The organism is Catalinimonas alkaloidigena (assembly GCF_029504655.1).
GTDB classification, from domain to species: Bacteria; Bacteroidota; Bacteroidia; order Cytophagales; family Cyclobacteriaceae; genus Catalinimonas; species Catalinimonas alkaloidigena.
On sequence record NZ_JAQFIL010000001.1, the window covers coordinates 1,588,549 to 1,613,346 of the forward strand.

General features: G+C 41.8%; 20 protein-coding genes. 8 read left to right on the forward strand and 12 right to left on the reverse strand.

Annotated features, from left to right (window positions below; translation table 11 throughout):
- The first annotated feature begins 100 nt into the window (after positions 1–100).
- Positions 101–562: a hypothetical protein gene (locus tag OKW21_RS06795; protein WP_277478553.1), complete on the forward strand. Its 462-nt coding sequence runs from the start codon at positions 101–103 to the stop codon at positions 560–562.
- Positions 563–567: 5 nt separating this feature from the next.
- On the opposite strand, the gene OKW21_RS06800 is transcribed toward OKW21_RS06795, so the two are convergent.
- On the reverse strand, positions 568–2,400 hold the full coding sequence (locus OKW21_RS06800; protein ID WP_277478555.1) for a TonB-dependent receptor plug domain-containing protein: 1,833 nt from the start codon (positions 2,398–2,400) through the stop codon (positions 568–570).
- A 184-nt stretch (positions 2,401–2,584) separates the two neighbouring features.
- On the opposite strand from OKW21_RS06800, the gene OKW21_RS06805 reads away from it, so the two are divergent.
- Entirely contained in the window at positions 2,585–3,715 is a 1,131-nt protein-coding gene (locus OKW21_RS06805) for a glycerate kinase (RefSeq protein WP_277478556.1), read from the forward strand.
- A 45-nt stretch (positions 3,716–3,760) separates the two neighbouring features.
- On the opposite strand, the gene OKW21_RS06810 is transcribed toward OKW21_RS06805, so the two are convergent.
- Both OKW21_RS06810 and OKW21_RS06815 read right to left on the reverse strand, forming a co-directional pair.
- Positions 3,761–4,702: a universal stress protein gene (locus OKW21_RS06810; protein ID WP_277478558.1), complete on the reverse strand. Its 942-nt coding sequence runs from the start codon at positions 4,700–4,702 to the stop codon at positions 3,761–3,763.
- Positions 4,703–4,909: 207 nt separating this feature from the next.
- Entirely contained in the window at positions 4,910–5,989 is a 1,080-nt protein-coding gene (locus OKW21_RS06815) for an aminotransferase class V-fold PLP-dependent enzyme (protein ID WP_277478561.1), read from the reverse strand.
- A gap of 174 nt (positions 5,990–6,163) precedes the next feature.
- Here OKW21_RS06815 and OKW21_RS06820 point away from each other — a divergent pair, with 174 nt between their 5' ends.
- From OKW21_RS06820 to OKW21_RS06830, 3 genes are all read left to right on the forward strand, one after another.
- Positions 6,164–6,478 (forward strand): ArsR/SmtB family transcription factor, encoded by a 315-nt coding sequence (locus tag OKW21_RS06820; protein WP_277478563.1) that lies wholly within the window; start codon positions 6,164–6,166, stop codon positions 6,476–6,478.
- An 86-nt stretch (positions 6,479–6,564) separates the two neighbouring features.
- The gene (locus OKW21_RS06825) at positions 6,565–7,023 is read left to right on the forward strand and encodes a DUF937 domain-containing protein (protein WP_277478566.1); all 459 of its coding nucleotides are present in this window, start codon (positions 6,565–6,567) and stop codon (positions 7,021–7,023) included.
- Positions 7,024–7,070: 47 nt separating this feature from the next.
- Positions 7,071–7,859, forward strand: coding sequence for a YwqG family protein (locus OKW21_RS06830; RefSeq protein ID WP_277478568.1), 789 nt, complete (start codon positions 7,071–7,073; stop codon positions 7,857–7,859).
- Here OKW21_RS06830 and OKW21_RS06835 read toward each other — a convergent pair.
- Both OKW21_RS06835 and OKW21_RS06840 read right to left on the reverse strand, forming a co-directional pair.
- The gene (locus OKW21_RS06835) at positions 7,856–9,673 is read right to left on the reverse strand and encodes a S9 family peptidase (protein WP_277478571.1); all 1,818 of its coding nucleotides are present in this window, start codon (positions 9,671–9,673) and stop codon (positions 7,856–7,858) included. The genes OKW21_RS06830 and OKW21_RS06835 overlap by 4 nt on opposite strands.
- Positions 9,674–9,681: 8 nt before the next feature.
- Positions 9,682–10,437: an arylesterase gene (locus tag OKW21_RS06840; RefSeq protein ID WP_277478572.1), complete on the reverse strand. Its 756-nt coding sequence runs from the start codon at positions 10,435–10,437 to the stop codon at positions 9,682–9,684.
- A 94-nt stretch (positions 10,438–10,531) separates the two neighbouring features.
- On the opposite strand from OKW21_RS06840, the gene OKW21_RS06845 reads away from it, so the two are divergent.
- Both OKW21_RS06845 and OKW21_RS06850 read left to right on the forward strand, forming a co-directional pair.
- On the forward strand, positions 10,532–11,248 hold the full coding sequence (locus OKW21_RS06845) for an ABC transporter ATP-binding protein (RefSeq protein ID WP_277478573.1): 717 nt from the start codon (positions 10,532–10,534) through the stop codon (positions 11,246–11,248).
- Between the two features lie 9 nt (positions 11,249–11,257).
- Positions 11,258–13,801 carry an ABC transporter permease gene (locus OKW21_RS06850; protein WP_277478575.1) on the forward strand — a complete coding sequence of 848 codons (2,544 nt, stop codon included), beginning with the start codon at positions 11,258–11,260 and terminating at the stop codon, positions 13,799–13,801.
- 69 nt (positions 13,802–13,870) lie between these two features.
- On the opposite strand, the gene OKW21_RS06855 is transcribed toward OKW21_RS06850, so the two are convergent.
- The 4 genes from OKW21_RS06855 to OKW21_RS06870 all read right to left on the reverse strand — a co-directional run bounded on the left by OKW21_RS06855 (position 13,871) and on the right by OKW21_RS06870 (position 20,993).
- Positions 13,871–15,466 carry an amidohydrolase family protein gene (locus OKW21_RS06855; RefSeq protein ID WP_277478576.1) on the reverse strand — a complete coding sequence of 532 codons (1,596 nt, stop codon included), beginning with the start codon at positions 15,464–15,466 and terminating at the stop codon, positions 13,871–13,873.
- A gap of 276 nt (positions 15,467–15,742) precedes the next feature.
- On the reverse strand, positions 15,743–16,153 hold the full coding sequence (locus OKW21_RS06860; RefSeq protein WP_277478578.1) for a hypothetical protein: 411 nt from the start codon (positions 16,151–16,153) through the stop codon (positions 15,743–15,745).
- A 473-nt stretch (positions 16,154–16,626) separates the two neighbouring features.
- A complete protein-coding gene (locus OKW21_RS06865) occupies positions 16,627–17,751 on the reverse strand; it encodes a Gfo/Idh/MocA family protein (RefSeq protein WP_277478580.1) in 1,125 nt (374 codons plus the stop codon).
- Between the two features lie 1,139 nt (positions 17,752–18,890).
- On the reverse strand, positions 18,891–20,993 hold the full coding sequence (locus OKW21_RS06870; protein WP_277478582.1) for a tetratricopeptide repeat-containing sensor histidine kinase: 2,103 nt from the start codon (positions 20,991–20,993) through the stop codon (positions 18,891–18,893).
- Positions 20,994–21,254: 261 nt separating this feature from the next.
- On the opposite strand from OKW21_RS06870, the gene OKW21_RS06875 reads away from it, so the two are divergent.
- Positions 21,255–22,388, forward strand: a complete 1,134-nt coding sequence (locus OKW21_RS06875; RefSeq protein ID WP_277478585.1) for a sugar phosphate isomerase/epimerase family protein — start codon at positions 21,255–21,257, stop codon at positions 22,386–22,388.
- 89 nt (positions 22,389–22,477) lie between these two features.
- On the opposite strand, the gene OKW21_RS06880 is transcribed toward OKW21_RS06875, so the two are convergent.
- Genes OKW21_RS06880 through OKW21_RS06890 form a run of 3 tightly spaced genes read right to left on the reverse strand, consistent with a single transcriptional unit; the run spans position 22,478 to position 24,718 of the window.
- Positions 22,478–23,290 (reverse strand): ABC transporter permease, encoded by an 813-nt coding sequence (locus OKW21_RS06880; RefSeq protein WP_277478587.1) that lies wholly within the window; start codon positions 23,288–23,290, stop codon positions 22,478–22,480.
- The gene (locus OKW21_RS06885) at positions 23,283–24,188 is read right to left on the reverse strand and encodes an ABC transporter ATP-binding protein (protein WP_277478589.1); all 906 of its coding nucleotides are present in this window, start codon (positions 24,186–24,188) and stop codon (positions 23,283–23,285) included. The genes OKW21_RS06880 and OKW21_RS06885 overlap by 8 nt, the downstream gene beginning before the upstream one ends.
- Positions 24,185–24,718: a DUF4252 domain-containing protein gene (locus OKW21_RS06890; protein WP_277478591.1), complete on the reverse strand. Its 534-nt coding sequence runs from the start codon at positions 24,716–24,718 to the stop codon at positions 24,185–24,187. The genes OKW21_RS06885 and OKW21_RS06890 overlap by 4 nt, the downstream gene beginning before the upstream one ends.
- Between the last annotated feature and the right edge of the window lie 80 nt (positions 24,719–24,798).

The window sequence follows — 24,798 nt, forward strand, 5'->3', positions numbered from 1 at the left end:
GGGTTTTAGATCATTTTGGTAAACTCAAAATAGCATATTTCCCGAAAAAGACCATAAGTTTGCAGCCTCTTTGAACGTATTAGAATTTTAAATATATCTCATGTTAAAGTTTTTCAGATTACTGTGGGTTTTAACGGCATTGGTTTACTTTGCGGCACTGATGTTGAGCTATGCTTATCTGCCTGAACTCGTTGGGATTCATGCGGATATGGAAGGGGTGGCAGATGATTTTATAGAAAGGGACACCTTCTTCTATTTTGGCCTGGGTTTCTTTATCATCTCTAACCTGCTGGGTTCAATGTTGCTGAGTGTTCTGACCAGTGTGCCAGAGACTTCGGGCTTCTATTTTAATAGCGAAAATTTTAAGGAAGGTGTCACTTCCTGGCTCAGCGCTTTTATCGCGATTATCAATGTATTTCTGACCTCTGCTGTAATGTATATTGCCCTCTTCAACAACCAGGGAGACTACAGTATGAGCCAGTTCAACTGGCTGATCTATGTAGCCCCTGTATTATTGTTTTTTAGTCTGATTTGGTTGGTCAGTATTATCGTCAGGCGCTGAGAAAATCATTGAAGGTCCAGGCCGGTTTTGAAAGTAATGCCTGCCCTGAACCAGCGTCCCGGCATAGGCACATAGCCCGCTTCACGATATTCTGTATCGGTGAAGTTGGTCGCTTCCACAAAAATATTGAAGCGCTCATTTTGGTAGAATATCCTGCTGTCCAGCAGCGTATAATTGCTCAGGGTAGCACGATCCAGATAGCGCATACGGAACGAATGATTCAGCCTGCCAATAATCTTATGCGTAATGCCCAAGATAAGTTGGTGATTCAGGTTATCCAGCGCATAGCGCGATTCTACGCCTTCGGTATTCAGGAGTTCGGCATCCAGATAAGTGTAGTTGAGGTTTACTTTCTTAACCCAGGCAGCCGTTGATTTTGAAAAGTCAAAATTGAGTCCGGCTTCAATGCCCTGTATATCTACATTGTAGAAGTTCTGGGGTTGCCAGGGTACTTCATCACTACTTCTTACCCAGTCAATGAGGTTGGAGGCGTCGCGTTTGAAATAGCTTAATTGTCCCCAAAAGCTACCTTTAAAATATTTGAGCCCTCCTTCGTAAGTGATGGCATCTTCAGGTTCCAGTTGGTCATTACCGATATTATTGGGGCCGGCATAGTAAAGATCGGTATAAGTAGGAATACGGAAAGAGCGGCCAACATTTGCAAAGACTTTCCATTGTGGAGAAATCTCATAGCTGGCGTCCAGGCCGGGGAAAAGGTTCCAGCCATAATCTGAGTACCAGTTGAGGTATAAGCCGGGGGTAATATCCAGTCTGTTGAATAAATAAAATCTATGTTCAGCAAAGATCCCCAGCATGCTACGGTTTCGATCGCCTAAGTTGGTGCTGTTGATATCTTCATAACGGTACTCCAAACCAAGACCGGTGAGTCCAAAATCACTGCGGTAGGTAGAGTGCACTTCAGCGCCCCCCACATGCGTGGTATGAAGATTGTTAAAGAAGTCAGGATCACTTCTGATGAAGACATAGTCATCATGATTTCTTCTCCAGTAGAGGCGGGGTTGCAGAGTCCAGTTATCCTTCTTCAACTCGTAGTCAGCGCTGAGAAAGAGCGTATTGACTTCTTCATACTCTTCAGAGTCAGGAACATAGAAACCGGCGGCACCAAAAGCCCTCTGGGTATAGCCACCGAGAAAGTTGATTTTACCCTCTTCCAGTTGGAGGTATGACTGGTAGAAAGCATTGGTAATCCTGTAATCAGCATTGGCTCGGTAGCCTTCTGACTGGTCGCGGGAAACAGCGAGATACTGACCGTATTGCTCACCGGGCAAAGCTACAGATACATTTCCCCCGAAAGTCTCAAAATCTCCTCCATAGCCGCTAAATATTGCCATGGGTGCTGAAGGTACTTTGGTAATGATGTTGATGGCTCCGGAAAAAGCGTTTTGCCCGTAGATACGTGCTCCAGGTCCTTTGAGGACTTCTATTCTCTCTATATTATCAATATCTAGTGGTAAATTCATCAGGTGATGGCCCGTTTGCGGATCGCTCATCTTGATACCGTTGATCAGGATCAGGGTTTGTTCAAAGGTGCCTCCCCGTATGCTTACATCGGCCTGCACACCCGCCGGTCCTCTCTGCCGGATATCAACCCCTGGTACATAGCTCAAAGCTTCGTTCAGACTTTGCACAGGCATTTTTTGCAGTTCTTCCCGGCTCACCACATAGATGCTACGGGCAGACTCAGAAAAAGGGGTTTGCATACGGTTTTCAGTGATGGTAAGATTATTCAGTTCAATCACTGTGCTGTCTCCCTGGGCGATACTGATGTGTGTGGAAAACACTATGCCCCCAAATATCAGGAGTAAAAATCTTCTCATATTTTTTATTCTTTCTGCTACTTCGGTTGCTTCGCTTACGATTTATCTTTACGCTTAAAATGAGTAAGGATTAAGGCTGCAATACTACAAAAGACATGGGCATGGCACAACAGATTAATCTCTAAAGCCTGTAGAAGCCCTAAGATTATTTTTTATCTTCATGCTCTACTTAAATCTACTGAAATTGAAAGTACTCATCGCACCCAACGCTTTTAAAAATAGTCTGGACGCTGTAAAGTCAGCAGAAGCCATCGCTAAAGGTTTGAACAATAGTAAATTAGAAGTTGAGTGCCTTCAGCAACCCATTGCTGATGGTGGAGATGGCATGCTGACCGTAATGCTGAGTCAGGAGGGAGGAGAAATCAGGCAAGCTGAAGTGGATGATCCGCTGGGACGTAAAGTAGTAGCCTCATTCGGTTTGATCCATGATGGTAAGACCGCGGTAATAGAAATGGCTGAGGCATCCGGTATACGTTTGCTTAAGCAGGAAGAACTGAATCCCATGAAAACATCTTCAGTTGGTACAGGTCAGTTGATGAAAGCAGCCCTGGATGCCGGTGTCAAGGAAATTGTCATAGGCCTGGGGGGAAGTGCTACGGTAGATTTAGGGCTAGGCATGGCACAGGCCTTAGGGGTAAAAATGTATGATGCATCAGGAAACTCAATACCTGAGGGAGGAGCGGGAGTACAGGCTTTGCACGAAGTGGATTTAAAAGGTGTGGATAGCAGACTAGCGGGAGTAAAAATCGTGGTGACCTGTGATGTAACCAATAAGTTACTTGAGGCTCCCTCTGTATTTGGTCCGCAGAAAGGGGCTGATGAAAGTATGGTCAAAACACTGGAAGAACAGTTTGAAAGAGTGGCATATCTTCTTGAGAAGCAGATTGGTAGAAACTTTATGTTCGCGGAAAGTACGGGAGCAGCTGGTGGCCTGGGAGCGGCACTGTATGGTTTCTTTGATGCTGAGCTCGTAGATGGCACCAACTATCTGCTCTCCCGTACAGGATTTCATCAAGATCTGAAAAATGCTGATTTGGTCATCACTGCCGAAGGCGCATTGGATAAGCAGACGCAGGCAGGCAAAGGCCCTTATTATGTAGCAAGTCAGGCAAAAACATATAAGAAACCGGTGATCATGCTGGCAGGTAGCTTGCCAAAAAACTATCGTTCTAAGGACTATGAAGTATATGATGCCGTGTTTCCTATTGGCCCCAGACCGCAATTATTGGATGAAGCATTAGCTCATACCGCTGAGAACCTGGAGAGGACAGCCTGCCAACTTGGAAACCTGCTGGCCCTGAAAGTAAAAAAGTGAGTAGCACCAGGTACTACTCACTTCATATTATTCAATTGTTGGTACTTATATTCTCTGAAGCATTTCCATCAGACCGGCATTTTTGTGCTTAGGCCTTACGATTAGTAGAGGAATATTAGCATCCATACTGATCAGCTTCTCAGTATTGGTTCCAATGGGGAAGAATGCAGTAGAAGCTGCTTTTCCTTTTCCACCAATTACAATGCAGTTGATATTAAGCTCAACCGCTTTCTCATAAATCGTAGACACCGGGCTTTCCTGTCTGCTCAATGAGAAAAGAGGTGTAACCTTAACTCCTTTTGTGTCAACTTTCTTAATAAACTTATTGTAGTTCTTTTCAGCGTTTTGACGCATGACTTCACTACTTTCATCAAAAGTTTTACCTGTGTAATGATAGCCAACGGGTACCTGATACACATGATGACAAATAATTTCAACCTCTCTTCCTTCATTTTTGCCATAACTAGCTACGGATATGGCTTCTTCCAGCGCTACCAGTGAATCTTTTGAGAAGTCGGTAGCCACCATAATACGGTTCATGCTGGAGTACTCTTTTTCAGGTACTATCAATAACGAGCAGGTAGCTCTGCGTGCCAGGCGCTGCGTTACTACGCTGCTGCCTTTAAGCATCTCTTTTCTTCCTACTACAATGGCATCTATATTATGCTTCTCAGCAAGCTTTAGAATATGCTTGGAGGGAAGAAGTCCTTGCTCAACGGTAATCTTTACGGTAATTTCCTGATTTGTCATATCAAACCTTTCAATTACCTTTTTCTCCATCTGCTTTTTACGATCTTTGATGGCATCTTCCATAAGATTAGGAAATTCCTTTCTCAAAGCATTTGGAAGCTGAGTGTTCTTAATCACGTTCACAAAATGAACAGACTCGGCAGACGTTGATTGTGCCAGGAACGAGGCAAACTCAATAAGAGTGTCATCCATGGGGGTTGCATCAAGTGCTACCAAAATTTTCTTTAATGGATACATATTGCTATTTGAATAAGGTTCTTTTTATCAATCTGTTGATTTAATACTCTTTGTCTTTAAGAAAGGGTAACAGATGTAAAATAAACCATGTTTCATTAATTGCTAATTTCTAATTCAAGACAAACGTTATACGTGTAATATATAACTTGGTTTAAGGTATATTATTAATTTATTCTACCCTCATCTATCAATTATTAGACCGAGAGCCTATTTCAGCGCATTTATTTTATCAACCAGGAGTTCAAACTGCTCTTTTGAATGTGTAGGAAAATTGGCAATTCTTATATGTTTTGCTTTGTTGGCACCATATCCACTTCCTATGATCAGGCCATCTTTTTTCAGTTCATCAATAATTTCTGAAGAGGGCACTTCTGTTTCTGCCACTATAACAGTTTTTGAACGATAAATACTGTTCTTTACAAAAGGAGTTAGCTTTGGGTGTTGCTCTACAGCATGATACATAAGGGCTGCCTTATATTCAGTCTCTTGCCTGATCTTCACTATGCTCTTGTTCAGCATATCGCCGCACACTTTGGCCAGCAGATAAATGTTAAGCACATTAGGAGTTTCAGGCGTTTGATTTTTTTCTCCTTTGGCAAGTAGTGAAGGCAAAGAATGGTAAGAGCCAATGCTCAAACCTTGATCAGCAAGTTGTTGCGCTTTCTCTACGCTTCGCGGACTTACGACCCACACACCAAGTCCAGCCGGTAAGCCAAAAGCTTTCTGTACTGAGAAAAAAACACTATCAACTTTCGTATAATCAAGCAGTGAATGCGGTAAAACGGAAACGGCATCCACGGCAATCAACTTATCAGGATGAGCTTTTTGGATAGCATATATATCTTCCAGAGGTTGTGACGCACCGGTACTGGTTTCATTGAGGGTAAAAGCAATCAGCTCGGTATCGGAGGAGATATGCTCAGGGGTAGGTGCACTACAACTTCCTTCTTCGGCTATAGATCCTTCAGTTTTCCTGCCCAATTCTTCTGCTGTAGCCTTGAAACGTTCAGAAAAGGCCCCATTGACATAGTGATAGCTTTTATGGGCTACACCATTCTGAATGATACGTTCCCATATCTCGGTAGCCGAAGCTGTGAAAAAAACATGATAATTTTCAGGTACATCCAACACTGCTTTGAGATTGCTCACAGCTTCCTGATAAATATTCTGAAACGCTTTGCTGCGATGAGAAATGGAGGGAACCTGTTCCTTTAGTGCGTTTTTGATATGTCCCTCTACTGTAAAATATAGTTCAGCCGGACCGGGAGTAAAATAAATATTTCTCATGATATCCAAATTTGCTTTTATTAGCGTGGATTTGATTTATGGCGGCAAAGGTAGCTAAATAATTACTGCTGTCTAATGTAAGCGTATGTATTTTTGCAATGCCCAGAAAAAGAACAAATTCATAGTGCAAACGTTAATTTCTTAACAATTCAACGTATTTTCGTAAAAATCATAATGGAGTCTGTGACAAAAAAACAGAGAAGTATCGAGAAGTTAGAAAAGGTAGCTTTTATTCTGAAAACTTTATCTCACCCTTTAAGGCTAAGTGTGGTAGATTTACTCTCTCAGCATACTAAGTTGTCGGTAAATGAGATTTGTGAAGCATTGAATTCAGAGCAATCACTTACCTCCCACCATTTATCTAACATGAAACTCAAAGGAATATTGAATAGCTCACGAGAGGGGAAAAATATCTACTATAGCCTCAAAATGAAGGAGGTAGTAAAAGTATTAGCTTGTATGGATAATTGTGACGCGATAACTATTTGATAAATCGGAGAGTTCTTTTTATTGTTGATAATATATTTATCAGTATTTTAATCATATACTTTTTTACAAACCAATAAAGAAAACATATGCTTGATCAGATAATTAATTCATTAAAGGGTGAGCTTTCCAAAAAGTTTACCGGAGATTTTGGTATGCAAGAGGACAAAGTGGATGATGCTGTCGCAATTGCCAAAGATGATATTTTTGAAACGGTAAAAGATGAAATAGGCAGAGGGAATATTGGGGGGCTGATGAGTCTTTTTCAGAATAAAGAGCAGATTGGCAGTAATCCTATTGTTACTAATATTATCAAAAAATACGCAGGAGACTTGGGTTCTAAGCTGGGTCTGGATCCTAATCTTTCGAGTACAATCGCTAATTATGCGATTCCATTTATTTTAGGCAAATTCATCAATACAGCTCAGGAAAAAGGAGTTGATCAGGCAAGCCTCATGTCTATGCTTGGCGGAAGCGGAGATGGCAAGGATATTGGTGATATGTTGAAAGGACAATTCGGAGACTCCTTAGGGGGGCTTTTTAAATAAATATAATTTTACCCAAAACCAATAATTGAGTAGTCGCGATTGACTTTATGATGTCTTCTAAGTTACAAATTCCTGCTTTGCTGGAGCCTTTTCGCAAGCAAATTGAATCTTCGGTAAAACCTTTTGTCAGAATTTTTGCCAAGCCTGATAATGATCTTGAACTGACGCAGAGTAAGTTTGGCGGGTTCCCTTATCTTCCTCAGGGCTATGAATACCCCAATGGAGATAATGGGCAGCCATTGTTTATGCTTGCTCAGATCAATTTTGAAGAAGTTCCGCATCTGGCAGGCTTTCCTAAGAAAGGAATCCTTCAATTTTATGTTGGAGATGATAATATGTACGGACTGGATATGGATGATCCTTTTGATCAGGCCAACTACAAAATAATTTATTTTGAGGATGTAGATGCTGATAATGCCCAGGAAGATTTTGATTTTCCTGATTTTGATAATGTGCCGGTCCTGGAAAGTCATACACTGCGTTTTGAGATTCAATATTCGCCAGTCTCTCCAACAGACAGAGCATTCGATGAATACTTTGGTACTCCTGCTTTTGACTTTTTTGACCGCTTCGGCAATGACAAAGTTGAAGTACGCAGAGCATATGCCCGATTGGCTCAAGGGAATGGACATAAACTGGGTGGATATGCACACTTCACTCAGGAAGACCCCAGATTGGTTCAGGAGTTTGAAGAGGCCATGCTATTACTTCAGATAGATTCAGACCATAACAGCATATTGTGGGGTGACGAAGGAATTGGTAATTTCTTCATACACCCCGAAGATCTGCAGGACCTGGAATTTTCCGAAGTATTGTATAACTGGGATAGTCCTTAAGCCAGGTGTTTGGCTAGAAACTTTTCCATTTCTTCATAAAACTCAAAGCGGTTTTCTTCATTATGAAAACCGTGTCCTTCATTTTCTTTGACCAGGTAGTCTACATCTATGCCGCTCTCTTTGAGGGCTTGTACGATCTGGTCAGATTCAGCTTTGTTGACACGTGGATCTTTAGCGCCCTGAGCAATAAGCAGGGGCGCTTTTATTTTGTGCGCTTGCAGGGCAGGTGAGGTTTGCTCAAACTGCTCTTTCATTTCTTCCGGATGGCCTACCATTTCATACATCATCTCCAGCATAGGTTTCCAGTAAGGAGGGATGGTTTGCATAAAAGTGAAAAGATTGGACACCCCTACATAATCAACACCACATGCATACAGCTCTGGTGTGAAAGTCAAACCGGCCAGGGTAGCATAGCCTCCATAACTTCCTCCGTAAATGGCTACTTTCTTAGGGTCAGCGATACCTTCATCAATCAGGTATTTTACACCATCACTGATGTCATCCTGCATTTTGAGTCCCCACTGCTTGAAAGAAGCTTCCCAGAAAGCCCTGCCGTAGCCGGTAGAACCGCGGTAATTCATTTGCAGTACTGCATAACCCCGGTTAGCCAGAAACTGTACCTCAGGATTGAAGCCCCAACTGTCACGAACCCAGGGCCCGCCGTGGGGATTGACTATTAGCGGAAGTTTGCCTGAGCCTCTTTCCAGAGGCAAGCTAAGGTATCCATGGATGGTAAGGCCATCTCTGGACCGATAAGTAATAGGTTTCATTTCAGCCATTTCATCTGCTTTAAGCCACGGACTTACCTCTATCAGCTTTTCTAATGTCCGGGCAGACTGATCGTAGAAGTAATAGCTCCCCAAAGTGCGGTCGCTATAGGTGCGTACGATAAATTTGTCTTCATTTTTATTGTGACTGGTAATGGCGATTTCAACTTCACCTAGTTTTTCTTTTAGCCATGTGTAGCGTTTTTTTGCTTCATCATCCAGATAGGTTCTTTCGGTTTTCCAGGTAGTATAAGCAATACCGGTCAGGACTTTTCGCTTTTTGGAGTAGCTCAGGCTGCTTACATCTACTTCCGGATGCTCAAATATTTTTTCTACTTCCTTTCCGCTCGTAGTATCCAGTATGACAATAGCGGATTTGTCTCTTCCCAGGTTAGAAGTAGCAAAGAGGTTTCTGTTATCAAAAGTGAAGAAAAGGGGAGAGGCGCTTTCCTTAAAATTGGTAGTGAGCAGGGGCTTAAATTCCTGTTCCTCTGTTTCACGGTGTAGCAATGTGGTATTGACGCCGTCCGATGTCATAGCTACTCTCAAGGCACCATTATGGTCAGTAAGCCAGCCTACGATATTACCGGGGTTTTCTGCAATCATATCCATCTCACCACTGGCAAGGTTCAGCCGATAGGCATCAAAAACTTCAGGCTTACGTTTGTTCAATCCAATAATGACTTCGTTAGGAAAATCTTCCAGATCATCAATCAGCTGAGTACGTACATTGTCAAACTGTGTAAGCACCTTTTCATTATTGCCGTCTTTGTCAATGGCAGTAAGGTAGTAGTTTTCATCTCCACCATTGTCTCTCAGGTATACAATACGATTATCATCTGCCCAGAAATAGCCAGCGATGTCTCTTTCGGTTACACTTGTGATCCGTGTTACATTGTCTTCGCCTATCTTCTGTACATGGATGTTCATCCTGTCCTTATAGGGAGCCAGAAAGGAGATATATTCCCCATCAGGCGACAAGTCAAAACCGGACTTTTCGGGATTTCTAAAAAATTCTCTTACTGGTATTTTTCTTATTTGGGTCATATCAATGTTTAAGAATTAGGAATTTCTTCAATAGCATCTTTCATTACCTGCCAAACGTTGTTGGCAACAATTTCTTGGCCTTCGGCAGTAGGGTGGATGCCATCACCCTGATTTAACTCAGTTTCTCCCGCGACATTCTGCAACAGAAATGGAATTAGCATCACATTTTCTTCTTCAGCGATTGCGGGATAAAGTTTCTGAAAACGATTGGAGTATTCAGGTCCCATATTCGGAGGCACCATCATGCCTGCCAGTATGATTTTGGCATCAGCATTTGCCTCTTTTACTTTGGCAATCATTGAGCGTAAGTTACGGTTGGTTTCTTCAGTAGGAATACCTCTCAGGCCATCATTGGCACCCAGCTCCAGCACAAAAATGTCTATATCCTGCCGCTCAAGCACCCATTCCAGGCGAGAATCTCCGCTGGCCGTTGTTTCTCCACTCAGGCCTGCATTCACTACCTGATAGTCCAGATTCAATGAATCCAGTTTTTTCTGAATTAGAGCAGGAAATGCCTGCTCGGGTTCCAGACCATAACCAGCAGTCAGACTGTTTCCAAAAAACAGAATAACTTTCTTATCCTCGCTTTTTGTTGTATTTTCAACATTTTCCTGGGCTGTATTCTCAGTATCTGTGGTTGAATCTGCCGTACTTTGTTCCTGTTTCTGTCCACAGGAAAACAGCATGAGGGAAATGGCCGTACTCAATAAGAGGGTGCTGAAATTCCTGGGTATACAATAATATCTCAAGCTTTTTGTCATCATAAGTAAAAGGACTTTACGAGCTAGTAATAATTTTTGTTCTGATAACTTATACGGCGCTACAATAGTTAAATCTCGCAAATAAGCATAATATTTTATGTCATCAATTCTGAAAGTAAAAAACCTTAGCAAGACCTACCGCAGTGGTGATCATCAACTGACTGTATTGGATCAAGTCAATCTGGAAATTAAAAAGGGTGATACCTGCGCTATCGTAGGGCCTTCCGGTAGTGGAAAGACCACACTATTAGGCCTATGTGCCGGCCTGGACCGTGCCAGCTCAGGCTCTGTCATTCTTAATGAAATAACATTAGATAAGCTCAATGAAGATCAGCGAGCAGAAGTAAGAGGAAAATATGTAGGCTTTATCTTTCAGAATTTTAACCTGATGCCTACCCTTACGGCTCTGGAAAATGTAATGGTTCCTCTGGAGCTTCGCGGTGAAAAAAACGCAGGTAAAATCGCGATTGACTTATTAGACAAAGTAGGACTTGCTGCCCGAAAAGATCATTTTCCAACACAACTTTCCGGGGGAGAGCAGCAGCGTGTTTCTATTGCCAGGGCTTTCTCCAACAGCCCGGCTATCCTATTTGCTGATGAACCTACCGGTAACCTGGATGAAGAGACCGGCCAGCATATAGAGCAACTGATATTTGAACTGAATCGGGATGCGGGCACCACACTAGTGCTGGTAACTCATGATATGAGCCTTGCCCGTAAAACGCAGCAGATTGTGAGTATTAAAGGGGGCAAGATAGTAGAGAATAGTCTGCACGCCCAGCCGCAGGAAATAGATCAGTTGAAAGAAAAATAGCCTTACCTTATGAACGAGCAAAAGCCCAGTTTTTCCTGGATATTAAAAATGGCATGGCGGGATAGCCGTAAAAACCGTTCAAGACTACTGCTATTCATCAGTAGTATTGTGTTGGGGATTGCGGCATTGGTAGCCATCAACTCTTTCAGCGATAACCTGCAACAGGATATTGAGGGAGAAGCTAAAGCCCTGCTGGGTGCAGATCTGGTGGTGGAAAGCCGCCAGCCTATCCCTGACTCTACAGTTCAGTTTTTTGATGCATTGGATGCGGAACAGTCTCGCGAAGTTAGTTTTGCTTCTATGGTACTTTTTCCCAAAAATGATGGTACCCGCTTAGTGCAGGTAAGGGCTTTGGAAGGTGAGTATCCGTACTACGGAGATATAGAAACTGAACCACTCTCTGCCAGCAGGGAGTTTCGCGGTCAACTGAAGGCCCTGGCAGACAATACTTTGATGCTACAGTACGATGCTGAGCCAGGCGATTCTATCAAAGTAGGAGAGCTTTCTTTTTTGTTGGAGGGAAGAATCAATAAGGTACCTGGGCAGCCGGGAATTACTGCTACTGTGGCGCCTCCGGTTTACATTCCAATGGAATACCTGGAAGAAACAGGTTTGTTGCAGAAAGGCAGTAGGCTCAATTATAAATTATATCTAAAATTTCCTGATGGTACAGATGTTACGGCTTTGCTGGATGAAACAATTGAGCCATTTCTGGATAAAGCGGATCTCAGATTTGATGATGTAGAAGAGCGTAAGGAGGAGATAGGAGAGACTTATGAAAACTTGACCGGATTTCTCAACCTGGTAGCTTTTGTCGCACTTTTACTGGGCTGTATAGGGGTTGCCAGTGCTGTACACATTTATGTGCGTGAGAAGCTGCTTTCCGTGGCTATTCTGAGATGCCTGGGAGGTAAAGGGAAGTATGGGTTCGGGATTTACCTTATTCAAATCGTTATCATGGGGCTGTTGGGCTCTATACTCGGAGCAGCCTTGGGAGCAAGCATCCAATTTGTATTGCCTGAGATATTTGCAGGGCTATTGCCAGTAGAAGTGAATCTTTCCATTTCCTGGCCAGCTATCATCCAGGGTGTACTTATCGGTTTGATCATTTCCATTCTCTTTGCGCTTTTACCCCTCATTTCTATACGAAAAATTTCTCCATTACGTACCATCCGGGCATCTCATGAGGAAAGTGAGGGGAGTGACCCATTACAATTAATCATCATCGGGCTAGTAGTGGTATTCGTAGGAATTTTCTCCTATTTCCAGTTAGGAGAATGGGATAAGGCCGCACTGTTTACCTTGGGAGTTGTCGTTGCCTTTTTGCTCCTGGGAGGTATCGCTAAGCTGATGATGTGGGCAGTGAAAAAATATTTTCCTACCACCTGGCACTATGTATGGCGGCAAAGTCTTTCAAACCTTTATCGTCCAAATAATCAGACCCTGATTTTGATTGTCACGATCGGTTTAGGAACGGCGCTGATCAGTACGCTATTCTTCGTACAGAACCTGTTATTAGAAAAAGTTGAGCTGACTGCTAAAGAAGATCAACCAAACATGGTACTTTTTGATATACAGGACGATCAGGAAGAATCTCTGGTAGACCTTACCCGCAATTATGATCTACCGATATTACAGCGAGTGCCGATTGTTTCTATGCGTATGCATGCCATCAAAGGTATGACAATACCTGAAATCCGAGAAGATACTTCGCAGCACATCAGGGGCTGGGTTTTGAACCGTGAGTACAGAGTCACATACCGAGATAGTCTTACTGACTCAGAAACTATCACGAAAGGAAAATGGAGAGGTGAAGTAAAGTCTCCTCAAGATACGGTATGGGTTTCTCTGGAAGATGACATCGCTGAAGATATGAAAGTGGACATAGGAGATAAGGTGACATTCAATGTGCAGGGCGCAATTATTGAAACCTACGTGGGAAGTATCCGGGAAGTAGACTGGCAGCGGGTACAGACCAATTTTCTGGTTGTGTTTCCCCGGGGTGTTTTGGAACAAGCGCCTAAATTTCATGTATTGATTACCCGGGTAGAGTCTAATCAAAAGGCAGCCACTTTCCAGCAGGCAGTGGTCAAGTCGTATCCCAATGTTTCTGTTATAGACCTGCAATTGATCTTAAAGACAATTGATGAGATTGTAAGTAAAGTCTCGTTCGTAATTCGGTTTATGGCCTTTTTCAGTATCATTACAGGGATTATCGTGCTGATAGGTTCAGTGATCATCAGCAAGTTCCAGCGCATACAGGAAAGTGTACTGCTCAGAACGATTGGTGCGAGTCGCAGACAGATTTTGAATATTAATGCACTGGAATATTTTTTCCTGGGTAGTCTGGCTACATTTACCGGGGTGATCATCGCCCTGATTGCCAGTTGGGTGCTGGCACAATTCAGCTTTGAAACCCCCTTTTCACCTACTATACTTCCAGTAGTACTTACTTATTTTATTATCACGAGCTTAACCGTGCTGATTGGACTTTCCAACAGCAGAGAGATTGTCAATAATCCTCCCCTGGAAGTGTTGAGGAAAGAAGTATAAAGAATTGTAAAAGATCATTTGATAAATAGTGGGAGCTAATTCCCACTATTCTTTTTTGCTGAAGCTGATTTATTCTCCTGCTCCAGGTTGGGCAAGTTCATTGATTCCTTCTTTCTCCTTGGCCTCATCCACAATGGCTTTTACATCAGCGAGTAGTTGCTTGGCATCATACACCACGCCATCTTTAATGGTATATTTTACACCTCCTACGCGTTCTACTTCATTGTTGTCATTCAGTTTGACTGCGCCTGTTCCATACAGCACTTTCAGATTGGCCAATGGGTTTTCTTCTACTAATATCATATCAGCAAGCTTGCCCACCTCAAGGGAGCCAATCTCATCTGCTCTACCCAAAGCTTCTGCTCCTTTGAGCGTTGCTGCCCTGATCACTTCCAGCGGATGAAACCCTGTCTCTCTAAGCAATTCAAGCTCCCGGATGTAAGCGAATCCATAAGTCTGGTAGATAAAGCCCGAGTCGGAACCAGTGGTTACTCTTCCTCCACGATTTTTGTATTCGTTGACAAAAGTCATCCACAACTGATAGTTTTTTTTCCAGTTCACTTCCTGTTCAGTGCCCCAGTCATGCCAATGTGATCCATGTGAAATTCGGCTGGGTTCAAAGAAACTCCAGAGTGAGGGAAGAGTATAATCCTGATGCCACTCCGCTGTACGGGCACGCATGAGGTCACGGTTGGCTTCGTAAATATTAAATGTAGGATCAAGGGTAAAGTCCAGAGCAATGAGTTCATCCATGACAGCATTCCATTTTTGAGAATAAGGTTCAGCGGCCTGCTCCCAAAGCTTACCGGCTTCTCCAAAACGATCTTGCTCATTCTGGTAATTATAATCTGCCGGGTAATCCTGTATGGTTCTATCCGTAAATAAGGCTTCCGGCAGCCCATACCAATGCTCCATACTTGTCAGCCCCATACGTGCGGAATGGAGCACATTAAGCCAGGCTACGTTGAGTTGAGCATGGTGACAGGCAGACCTTAGCTGATACTTTTTGGCTTCATCCAAAGCTGCTTCCATAATATTGGGGCGGGCACCGAAAAACTTGATGCCATCAGCGCCTTCTTCAGCGATGGATTGTACCCAAGCACGAGCTTCTTCCGGTGAATTTACACCATTTTCCAGTCCTTGTCCAAAGTAAGAATAAGCTTCTATTCGGGGTGCGGTGATCTGATTACTATTGCTTTTCGCTTTCTGATCTAGTACCCACTCCAGACCATTACCGCATGAAGGATCACGAATGGTGGTAATGCCGTGGGCCATCCACAGCTTAAATACATATTCGGCAGGCGTACCTTGCCCGGAACCACCGATGTGACCATGCATATCAATAAATCCAGGAAGTAAGTACATGCCATTGGCATCTATCTCCTTTGATCCTTCAATCGCTTCAGGTCGCTTGTCTTTATTTATCTTTACTCCGGGGTAGCCCACAGTTCTGATCGCAGTGATACGATTATTTTCAACCACTACATCTACTGGTCCTATGGGAGGAGAGCCAGCACCATTGATTAATGTAGCGCCGCGAATAATTAATTGCTTAAAAGGACCCTCTCCCTCAGTTCTTTCTGGGGCCCTTGGGACTTCATCTTGTGCCAGTAATACAGCAGAATAAAACAGAAACAAAAGGGATAGAACTGGTCTGGGTGTCATCGGGCTTAAGCTAGGTTCAGGTAAGCTACTATGATACTCCAAAAAGTAAAAACATACAAGCCATAATAAAAAAGAGCTACTCATTAAGAGTAGCTCTTGATGTATTTCTTAGTCGCAATATGTTTATTATAGCGATCAAAAAAAGCTAACCATCTACACGTCATTTTTTTGGGAGGACTCCCAGACTTTTAAGTCATCAAAGAGAAGAATTGAATAGAAAAAGGTAGGAAAGCATGTAAGGATGGGGTCTATCTTTTGATCAGAAATAAACCTGCATTAGAAGCTAGCCAAAGCTTTATCAAGATCGTCAACCAGTTTCTTGGAAACTTTTTTAGGACTATCTTTTCTTACTTCTTTCAATAAATCAGCTGCCTGGCTTCCATACTGTACCAAGCCATCCGGATTCTTATCATAGTTGTAACTTCCTATACACCATTCAAGTTTCTCCTGAATTTCTTTGTATTTTTCACCATCTAATTTTTGAAATTTAGCAGCAGCATCTTTGCAGGCTTTTTCAAGCTTTACTGCGGGATCTACTTTGGCAGCCGCTTTTTTTGCTGGTGCAGCCTTCTTAGCAGGAGCAGCTTTTTTGGTAGCAGCAGGACTTTTTGCAGTAGCTGCAGCCTTCTTTGGAGCTGTCTCTTTTTTCGCTGTAGTAGAGTTTGTGGTCTTTGTGGTTTTAGCCATTGTAAAACGGATTTAAGTCAAACATTACTGTTGTTAAGTGATGTCCCAAATTTAGAGAAAAATATGTTGAAAATTGCAACACTTACTTTACTTAAACTACTTGAAAATCAGGCAGATTGTTATCATTTAAGCAATATTTTAAGTCTCCAATGATTATATGTTTTCAAGCTAATATCCATATTTGTTGGCATTTTGATACCATATATATACTGCATTTACAGGAGCATCAAAATAAAGCATATTTTGTTCTCTTTTTTTTAAAAAATGATATTAAAGATATAAGTCATTTATACTGAATAACTTAGCTTTTTCCCTGTAATAAATTTTTAAAAAAATGATAATTTTTTTGATAGTTGGTAAAGAATGAGTCAATAATTTAGCTTTTTACTTAGCATGTAGATGAAAGTCTGGCGACATCATCTCCCTTAGATATTTTTTTTGTTGGCTAATCTGACTGATTCTTAGCATCAACATCAGAACGCTAGGTCACTCAGCATAACTTTTTCACCAGTATCTATAGATTCCAGAATTGCCTCAATAATCTGCACGTCACGCTTTCCCATTTCACCTGGCACAGGTGTTTTTCTGTCATTGAGAATACAATCAGCAAAATCATCCATTTGCAAAGCCTGCTGATTAACCTGAGGATACACTATAGGACCATTACTACTACTACCTTTTATACCGCCGTAGGGTGAAAACGGATCAAGTTCAAACCATCCGCTTTCACAGGAAGCATACAGTCTGTTTGTACGTGCATTATGACTTGTTTGTAAGTTGGCCACTGTTCCACCGGGAAACTCAAACTGAAAAGTAACGGTTTCGTCGACTTCTTTGAATTTCTCTGGTTTAGTTTTGAACTCCTGGGCTCGTACGTAAAGAGGATTCTCACCTACCGTATAGATTACTCCCTGTATGGCATACACTCCCATATTACCAAGTGCACCAGTTCCGGCAAGTTCTTTCTTAAGTCTCCACTGGTCCCAGTTATCTCCCATCAGGTAGCCTGCGCCGCAGTCAATAAACATAATATTTCCCATTACATTATTCTGGCCCAGGCGCATGATTTCCTGATTATGAGGTTCAAAATGTAGTCGGTAACCAATAGATAATTTTACATTGGCTCTCTCACAGGCATTTATCATTTGCTGGCATTCTTCTGAGGTGATAGCCATAGGCTTTTCACAAATGACATGTTTACCTGCCTGGGCAGCACGAACGGTATATTCGGCATGCATGGCATTGGGCAGCACCACATATATTATATCTATATCTTCATTGTCTGCTATGTTGTCAAAGTTTTCATAGTTGTAGATATTTTTCTCAGGTAGGTTGTACTTTTCTGCCCAAACTTTTTCTTTGGCGGGCGTACCCGTCACAACTCCGGACAAATAGCAATTCTTGGTTTCCTGTAGTGCAGGAGCTAACTGTCCTGTACTGTAATTTCCTAATCCTACTAAGGCTACCCCCAATTTTCTATCTTGATTAACCTTCCGGAAAGATGAAGCGAAAGTTGTTTGAGGAGTGAGGCCAAGACCTCCAATACCGGCGGTTAGTGTTTTATTAAAATTACGTCGGCTGATCTTGTGGTTTTTCATTAGAGAGAAAAATTTAGTTTACCCTGACACAACTGTATTAATGGTTGCCAGTTTGAGAATTTAGCGCAATCATGTTTTAAATACTACAAAATTTTAAGATAGTAAAGCGAAATGGATTTTAAGTAGCGAACAGTATTTATTATGGTAGACCCTATAATTTTTCTGTACTTGGTTATAAGGCGAATATAAAGAGCATTAATCGCCACTATTGAGAAATATGCTGGTTCTATTCTTTTTTTCATATTGGTATATCGCATCGTAATTTACCTGACCAGATAGCAGATTTGGTTTTACGCAATGGTGATCTATGGGCTGGCAATTCTACCCAAATAAATGCTAAAGTGATTGCTATTGGAAATGAAGACAAACGCGCAATAGGTAATCAATTCAGAATCAAAGCGTTAATTGGAGATAGCAATAGTGTTTATGATTTAAAAACAAGTTTCGTAGTGCGATGCTTACTCAGCTGCATTAAATACGGCAAGGATTAGGAGAAATATTGGAGATGAACCGGGAAAGAAATCATAAAGGAAAATTCAGTGAGTTGACCGGAATCTTACCAAATGTGCATCATATGAGTGGCTAGTTGGAAGCTTTTGAATGTTGTATGATGAAGGAAAGCTTATTAGCAGGATTTATACGTCAACAAGCCGAAAGGAGAATTTTGAGAAAAATGCAGAAGCAAGGCGCAGGAGACAAATGGCTACGCATCGGTAGACTTAGATGGTGTATAGTGGATTTTTAGATTCATGTACGGCTGCTTTCTTTAAGCCATTTACAGATTAAGCGGAAGGTGCAGCCTTTTGTAACTGATCCTGATCAGATGTATGAATGGATATATAAAGCCCTCTTGAAGGAATTTATGTTGTAGTTTCTCCAGGAACCTTATATGATAAAAAATCACAGTGCTGTTTTGCTGAGCGGAAGATAGCTTTAGCAGAAACGTCAATAGCTTAATCCATCAATGCGGTTATTTCTTCATCTGAAGAAAATACCAGAGGCACGCTGGAAGTGGTAAACTTGCTGACATGCTAGTGACTTAGCAGCACATCCTCAAGCCCATAACAATCAAAGATGAAAACGTCCTCATGATGATGGTAGGCGGAAAAGTAGATTACAAAAGAGGGAAAAACGAATAGTTATGAAATTTTTACCTGTTCATCTACAGGAAAAGTAAGAATAAATTGGCTTCCTTTTCCAATTTCACTTTCTAACTCAATACAACCATGCATTTTGTCTACGAGTGTCTTAACAATTGCTAACCCTAATCCGTGAGAGCTTTCTCCACTGGTAGGTCGGGCACTCAGTTTAGTAAACTTCTTGTAGAGATGCTTTTTATCCTCCGGGCTGAATCCAGGCCCCTGATCTTTCACCTTGATTACGACTTGTTCCTTTTCTGTTTTCTCACCGATGAGATGAATGCTGGTTTTTGTAAACGAATATTTGATGGCATTTGAGAGCAAATTATCTAAAATTCGGGAGAGGTATATGACATCAGAGCGAAAGTATATGACCGGATCGCAGTGAACTTCCAAATTAATATTTTTTGACCGGGCATTAGATAAATGCGTATTAGCTTGCTCATCCAGAAACGCTTTAAGATTGACGCTTGAATAATTAATCCCTAGCGTATTAGTAAAGGCATTCATATCGAGTAAATCCTTGACGAGGTTTACTCCTTCCTGGGAGGTTTCTTTTATCAGAGTCACATATCTCTCTCGCTCATCATGATCTTGTCCCGGCAACAGTAACAAATCCGAAAGTCCTGAAAGACGATTTAAAGGAGACTTCAAGTCATGAGCTACCATATTCATGAGCGTATCTTTTTCCTGGTTTAGTTGCTTTAACTTTTTGTTCTGTACTTCCAGTTGTAGATACTGTTCGCTTATCTTTTCATTCTGAAAACTAATCTCATTGTGCTGTCTCTCAATCTTACTTTTCCTAATTTCTAGTAATCTATTTTGAGTTTTGCTGCGGTTATAAAAAATGACAGCTACAGACAAGAGTGTAAGGATCAAAATGATGATGATACTTTGGGCTACATTTTTAGTCCGTTCCTGTCTAAGTGTAAACTCTTGTTGGGCAGCGGAATCCTCAAGCAGGTTATATTCATATTCCTTTTGTTTCAGCAGGAGGCGTGTTTCCAGGCGTTCCATGTTTTTAGCCTTTTCTACATTGAAAAGAGAATCTTTGTAGTCTATATATCTTTGATGAAAGAAAAGGGCTTTCTGATAAGCTTCAAGTTGCTCATAAACTTGAGCCAGATAACAATGTGCTTCTGTGAGGGGGCCTAACAGTTTAGCTTGTTCTGCGGACTTAATTACTTTTTCTAAGTGCTGACGTGCAGTATATAGGTTTCCTTTATGAAGGTAAATTTTGCCAAGTATCAGGTTGATATTGGTTAATAGCTGTTGATTTTTTACATTTTGTGCAATCGTCAAGGCAGCCAAACTGGTAAGCAGTGCTTTCTTATATTTATTCTGTTTCAGATAAAGGCCTGACATGCTTAAGTCAATTTCAGCTACGCTGATCTGATCTCCGGCGCTAGTACTGATTTCCTTCGCTTGTTGTAGATAATTATGTGCGCGTGCGTAGTCTGACTGCTGCTGAGATACACTGGCAAGCTCCTCATATGCTGAAACCATGCCCCGGTTGTCATGAAGATTTCTGCGAATGATTAGGGTTTTTTGAAGCATCTCTTCAGCACGCTCATATTCATTACGTAATGCGTACAGTTGAGCCAAGCTTTTATAGCAGTAGCTGGCACCTTGTTTATCGTTGATCTTCTCAAAAATTTTGAGGGCTTTATGGTAATATTCAAAAGATTCAATTTGGTCCCCTTGCGTGTAAAAGAGGCGTCCTAGACTATTGTAAGCATGGGCAATTTGAGAAGAGTCTTTGGTAGCTTTAGCTTCAAACAGAGCCTGTTTATGGAAGGTGTAAGCCTCAGAATATTTACCCTGATATACAGAAGCCACGCCCATATAATTTTTAGCTTGCGCAATACCGTATTGGGTGTTAAGCTGATTGCCTAACTCAATTGCTTTTTGGCAATAGAATAATGTACTGTCAGGGTAGGAGAGGCGGTATTCCCAACCGACCTGATTGAACAGGTCAATTTTTTCTCTGTTAGTAGATAGCGCTAATTGTGAAACAAGGCTATCTATTTTTTCTATTTGCTGTGCAAATAAAATAGTACTGCACAGCAGTAAGAAAAAGGAGAAAAGAATAAATCGTTTCATGATTCGGACATGAAAATTATAAAATTGTTTCGATATAAATGCCTACAGCCTCATCAAAACAATTCCAAGTTATAAAACATTTGGCTTCTTTCTTATAAAATATTGAATAGAATCTTACTTAATTTTCTCGTTAAGCAGTGACTGATATTTTTGGTATTTACTTTCTCTAACGGTTTATTAAAGTTTGAAATGATATTTTTCTTGCTTTATTATGCACAATGTAAGTTTTACTAATATTCAACAAACTAAAATATAGTACATATGAATAATCCGATTTGGGTCATGAGTTCCGCACTGGATAATCTAAGTTTCTCTGAAGTGCTGCAAAAAGCAAAAAGCGTTGGTGCACAAGGAGTTGATCTGTGTGTGTTTCGTCGTGATGGTACCCGTACTGATCATGTTGCAACTCACCTTGAGTATGAAAACTTTACACTGGAGTCAGCCAGTAAAGTCATTGATGCACTTAATGAAAAAGGTTTAAAAGCTTCAATTGGGGCCTTTGAAAATTGCATCGGTGGTGAGCCTGAGCAGCAGCTCAAGAATCAGAATCATTTACTACGCCTGATTAGAATCGCGCACCTGCTGGGTGGAGATGAAAATGATGTGACCGTAGGTACTTTTGTAGGGTACAATCATGAACTGGGAAACCAAGAAAATGGCTTCCAGAAAAACCTGGAAAGGTATCAGAAGATATTTACACCCATCATCAAGTATGCTGAAGATCTGGGAGTAACCGTAATTTATGAGAACTGTCCAATGGAAGGCTGGCGGTCAGCTGGCTATACCAGCACTTTTAATAATCTTAGCGGCGTTTTGGCTGCTCGTAAGCTGATGTATGCTATGATACCCAGTGATGCACATGGTGAAATCTACGACCCTTCACATGATGTTTGGCAGCACACTGATCCTGTAGAGGTGATCAAAGCTACAGATATGAAGAAAGTAAAGCGGGTGCATGTTAAGGCTACCCGTAACCTGAGCAGTTCCAAACAAATTCATTGGGGAGGAATGTATCCGGTGCAGGATGTAGATAAATCCTTAGCACAGAAAGCAGGCGTGCCTGTACCTGATCATGAGTGGGACCGTCATAACTACGAGGCGATGTTGCCTGGATTTGGCGGTAGTGATAGCATGGACTGGAGAGCCTTTGTGGAAGTACTTAAAGATAGAGGGTTTAACGGACCCTATGAGATTGAAAACGAAGCAGCATTATCTAAAGCAACCGGTAATCTGGCTGCTACCTTACAAGGCTATGAAGCAACTATTATGTTTCTTTCACCTATGCTTTGGCCTCTGACAGAAGAAGGTTATCAGTATGATAGAAAAGACTATCAGCCGTTAAAGCAAGTGGCTCAGAAGAATGGGCCGGAGGTGAAGATGGAGGATCTGAGCTAGGGATTATGAATGACAGAATGTTTAAATGGTTGGGAATTGACATGAAGAAAAGAAAGCAATGCCAAATACCCAACCATCTATCTCCGGCCCTACGCTACATCTCTGGTCTTGAGAATACGGAAACTCAGGTAGAGGAAAACTACAGAATAAGCTAGTACCAGTAGCACTTCATGCCATACAAGATAATCTTTCACTTCCTGAAAAGCGTACTTGGTATAGGGCAAGGTAATCAGCTTATTGATAGCGCTGATTGGGAAATATTCATAAAAAGTATATTGCTCATATACATTGGATAGAATAAGCACGCCGATTGGCTCAATGAATAATCCGTACAGCGCCAGCAATACAATCGCAAAGCCGGTTTTCTTGATGAGCATACCTACAAACAAGGAGAAAATTAGGAACACAAAAACATCCAGAAAATAGGCGGGTATAAACTCAAAGTTGATAAACATCACATCCAGGCCAATTACCGGAGAATAGATGCTGCCTAATATTAGCCCTAGTATAAAAATGAAAAACACATTGACCAGGGCGAGTAGAAATAAGATGATCAGTTTGGAAGCCAAAAACTCCCACTTGTCCAGGCCATCAATAATATTTTGTTGGATCGTGCGGAAACTCCATTCATTGCAAATAGAAATGACGACAACAAACCCCAAAAATATTTTAAAGAAAGTAGCCAGATAGGTGATATTGTGCCAGATGTCGGCAAAGTCATAAAAGGGAATCATGCTTGGGGTGATGCCTTCAAAGGAGGCTCCGCGGCTTTCCAGATATTCAAAGTAGAACATCATGCCTGAACATACCAGAGAGAGTAGCAGAAAATACAGCCCTGTCAATATCCAGAAAGGTCGGTAGTGCTTCAGTTTGAGCCATTCTATGGTGAGTAATCTATTCATGGGATGAGGCTAAGAGTTCTAAAAATTGTTTTTCCAGGCTTTTGGTCTGTTGCCTTAGGTGAGATATGATCATCCCTTTTTCCACAAGATAGCGATTGAGGTCTCCACTGTTTTGACCTTGATCCAGTTGTAATTTAAGGTGACCGTTTTCTCTGACTATAGCTTTGGTGTGAGGAAACTCGGCAGCGATTTTTTGTAATTGCTCCATATCAGTAGCGGCCACTTCCACCGTATCCGAACCATGAAGAACTTCTGCTACACTGCCACTGTAAATTTTCTTTCCTCTTTTTAGAATAGCAAAGTGCGAACATACTTTCTGCACTTCATCCAGCAGGTGACTGGCCAGTATAATGGTTTTTCCTCTCCCTGCTATCTCTATGATCAACTGACGAATCTCAGCAATACCCTGAGGGTCTAAGCCATTGGTAGGTTCATCCAATATCATGACTTGAGGGTCAGCCAGAAGTGCCGAAGCGATGGCGAGACGCTGCTTCATGCCTAAGGAATAATGCCTGAAAGCATCATCTTTACGTTCCAGCAGACCCACTGTTTTCAGCACCTGCTCTATCCTTTTGTGATCAACGCTTTTGATTGTGGCTACAACCTTCAGGTTCTGAACGGCTGAGAGATAGGGATAAAAGGTAGGTGTTTCCAGAATTGCTCCGATTTGTTTGCGTACCTCGGTAGAAGGGGGCTGGCCAAACCATTGAAAGGTACCACTGTCTTTGGTAACCACATCCAGCAGAATACCAAGCGTAGTAGACTTACCGCTTCCGTTGGGTCCCAGAATGCCGAAAACCGAACCTTCCTCAACGTCCAGGGAAAGTCCGTTAACCGCATGTATTTTGCCGTAGCGTTTGTGCAAATCCTGTATTGACAATGTAGAGTTCAAGCTCATTTCGGTTGGTGTTTTACCTCTATTTGATCATCATCTTTAAAAAGCTGGCTAGATAATTCAGCAATCTTTCCAAAGTTAAAATCACTTTGGATCAGCTTCATCAGAGAGGGAAGATGAGGGGCTCCCTGCATGTCAAAAAGCATCAGTGAGCTTTCATTTTCCACTAATGAGATATATGCTTCAGGCTCATCTCCTAGAGCGTACAGATGTATATGGTTACCCTGGTCATCCATGGTGAACAACTCTTCAAACTTCTCTGAAGCTAATTGTTTCTTCAACTCCTGAAAATCTGATCTGCTTAAATTTGAGCTCCTCTTCTCAAAAGTCAGGAAGCTTAGCTTTTTAATATGGCGGACCAATCGCTGATAATCAGGGTTGTGTTCCAAGTTGATCATTCGTAGTGTACTTGGATAAAAATATAGCGAAGTGTTGGGCTTATGCTTTTCTAAAAACTTGCTAACGGCTTTGCTTTGGGCATGGCTCTCCAGGCAGAAGATGAAGGTTAATGCTGCAATCAAAAATGGTTTCATCTTGGATTGGGTTGAAGTGGATACATGAAGGTGGAAGTTCATTCGTAGGGCACGTATTTATCACGTGCCTACAATTGATC